3 protein-coding genes are annotated in these 2,835 nt (G+C 70.8%); all 3 read left to right on the top strand.

Annotation, left to right across the window (positions count from 1 at the left end; all coding sequences use genetic code 11):
• Positions 1–1,025, top strand: a 1,025-nt coding sequence (locus ACNFOC_RS52860) for a pseudouridine synthase (RefSeq protein WP_416966094.1), incomplete at its 5' end; no start/stop codon positions are given.
• Positions 1,026–1,156: 131 nt separating this feature from the next.
• On the top strand, positions 1,157–1,885 hold the full coding sequence (locus tag ACNFOC_RS52855; RefSeq protein WP_416966093.1) for an NUDIX hydrolase: 729 nt from the start codon (positions 1,157–1,159) through the stop codon (positions 1,883–1,885).
• Positions 1,882–2,835, top strand: a 954-nt coding sequence (locus ACNFOC_RS52850; protein ID WP_416966092.1) for an ADP-ribosylglycohydrolase family protein, incomplete at its 3' end; no start/stop codon positions are given. The genes ACNFOC_RS52855 and ACNFOC_RS52850, both read left to right, overlap by 4 nt.

Genomic DNA, 2,835 nt, shown 5'->3' with positions numbered 1-2,835 from the left:
GCTCCCAGCCGAGGGGCGCGGGAGGGCGCGACGACAAGCCGAAGCGCGCCGGAAAGCCGCGTCCCGAGGAGCGCCGCTACGACGTAGGCCCCACGGGATCCCACGAAGGTCCCAAGTCAGGGCGTGGTGCCGCCGCGCGCGGCGGTGCCAAGGGCGGCCCCAAGCAGGGCCAGGGCACCGGACGCGGGCGCTGGGCGCCGGCGACCTCGCGTGAGTACGACGCGCGGGCCGAGGAGCGCAACCGGGAGCGGTACGCGGGCAAGAAGGACATCAAGCCGCCCAAGACCTTCCCGGGCGCCGAGCAGGAGGGCGAGCGGCTCCAGAAGGTCCTCGCACGCGCGGGCTACGGCTCCCGGCGCTCCTGCGAGGAGCTGATCGAGCAGTCCCGGGTCGAGGTCAACGGCGAGATCGTCGTCGAGCAGGGGCTGCGCGTCGACCCCGAGCACGACGAGATCAAGGTCGACGGGCTGACGGTGGCGACGCAGTCGTACCAGTTCTTCTCGCTGAACAAGCCCGCCGGTGTCGTGGCCACGATGGAGGACCCCGAGGGCCGGCAGTGCCTCGGCGACTACGTCACCAACCGCGAGACGCGCCTTTTCCACGTCGGGCGGCTCGATACCGAGACCGAGGGTGTGATCCTGCTCACCAATCACGGTGAGCTGGCGCACCGGCTGACCCACCCCAAGTACGGCGTGAAGAAGACCTACCTCGCGCACATCGTGGGCCCGATCCCGCGCGACTTGGGCAAGCAGCTCAAGGACGGCATCCAGCTGGAGGACGGGTACGCGCGTGCGGACCACTTCCGCGTCGTCGAGCAGACCGGCAAGAACTACCTGGTCGAGGTGACCCTCCACGAGGGCCGCAAGCACATCGTGCGGCGCATGCTCGCGGAGGCCGGTTTCCCGGTCGACAAGCTGGTGCGGGTCTCCTTCGGTCCGATCACCCTGGGCGACCAGAAGTCGGGCTGGCTGCGGCGGCTGTCGAACACCGAGGTCGGCATGCTGATGCAGGAAGTCGATCTCTAGAGCGTGAGTTGAGTGCGGCCGGTTCCGGAGTCTCCGGAACCGGCCGCTTCGTTTTTCGTCGGGCGCAGGGGGTTGTGCCGGGCTGCCGCCACTCTTTATGGTCGAACTGACTATTAAGGGGGTGAGTGAAGGTGACCGCAGCACCGGGCTACGACAAGTACGCCTTCGAACCTTTCGCCGTCACCGCAGACCTCGCCGTCCTCACGATCCGCGCGGGCGCCCTGCACGTGCTGCTCGTCGAGCGCGGCCAGGAGCCGTACGCCGGGCACTGGGCGCTCCCCGGTGGCTTCGTGCAGCCCGACGAGTCCGCGGAGACGGCCGCCCGGCGTGAACTCGCCGAGGAGACCGGCCTGTCGGACGTCTCCGGGCTGCACCTGGAGCAGCTGCGCACCTACAGCGAGCCCGACCGCGACCCCCGGATGCGGGTCGTCACCGTCGCCTTCGCCGCGCTGCTGCCCGACCCGCCCGAGCCGAGTGCGGGCAGCGACGCGGCACAGGCACGCTGGCTGCCGTACGACGCGCTCGGGCCGCTCGCCTTCGACCACGACCGGATCCTGGCCGACGCGCACGATCGGGTGGGCGCCAAGCTGGAGTACAGCTCCCTCGCCACCGCTTTCTGTCCGCCCGAGTTCACGCTCGGGGAGCTGCAACAGGTCTACGAGACCGTGTGGGGCGCCGAGTTGGACCGCCCCAACTTCCGCCGCAAGGTGCTCGCCACGCCGGGTTTCGTCGAACCGGTGCCCGGCGGCGCCAAGTTGACCGGCGGTCGCGGCAAACCGGCCGCGCTGTACCGCGCCGGGACCGCCACCGCCCTGTACCCGCCGCTGCTCCGGCCGACCCGGGAAGGACGCCCCGCATGACCACGACCGCCGTTCGCAAACGTGCCGCCACTGGAGCGTTGATCGGTCTCGCCCTCGGGGACGCGCTCGGCTTCCCCACCGAGTTCAACGACGTGCCCTCCATCCTCGCCAAGTGCGGTCCCTGGCGGGAGATGAAGCTGACGAAGCCCGCGATCGTCACCGACGACACACAGATGACGCTCGCGTTGGGACGCGGGCTGCGAACTGCCATGGAACGGGGGCTGCTTGGGCCCGGCGAGATGGTCGAATCGGTGCGTCCCGAATTCGTCGCGTGGAACCGCTCCCCGGACAACAACCGTGCTCCGGGCCACACTTGCATCACGGCCTGTGATCTCCTGGAGCGGACGGACCGGCTCTGGCAGGACGCCAGCCAGATCGGTTCGAAGGGCTGCGGGGCCAACATGCGGGTCGCGCCGGTCGGACTCGTCCCCGGTCTGGACGACGAACAGCGTTCCGGCGCCGCCCAGTTGCAGTCCGCGCTCACCCACGGACACCCGACCGCCCTCGCCGCGTCCGACCTCACCGCGCACGCCGTACGGCTGCTCGCGCAGGGCGCCGAGCCGACCGGGCTGGTCGGGCTGCTGCGGTCGTACGCCGTCGAGAACCGCACCCGCTACCACCACCGCTGGCTCGGCGACCTGTGGACGCGGAGCCAGGATCCCTCGCCCGAGCACTTCATCGCGCGCGGCTGGGACGAGTGCCTGGAGATACTCGGCCGGCTTGAGGACGCCGTACGGACCGTCTCCCCGGAGACCGACCCGTGCCTGGCCACCGGCGCGGGCTGGATCGCCGAAGAGGCCCTGGCCACCGGGCTGTTGTGCTTCCTGCTGTTCGTGGAGGAGCCGGTGACCGCGGTGCGGCGAGCCGCGTGCACGTCCGGTGACTCGGACTCGATCGCCTGCCTCACGGGGGCGTTCGCGGGGGCGCATCTGGGGGTGGATGCCTGGCCG

This window comes from Streptomyces colwelliae (assembly GCF_048158785.1).
In the GTDB taxonomy this organism is placed as follows: domain Bacteria; phylum Actinomycetota; class Actinomycetes; order Streptomycetales; family Streptomycetaceae; genus Streptomyces.
This window is presented reverse-complemented; position numbering and strand designations above follow the sequence as displayed.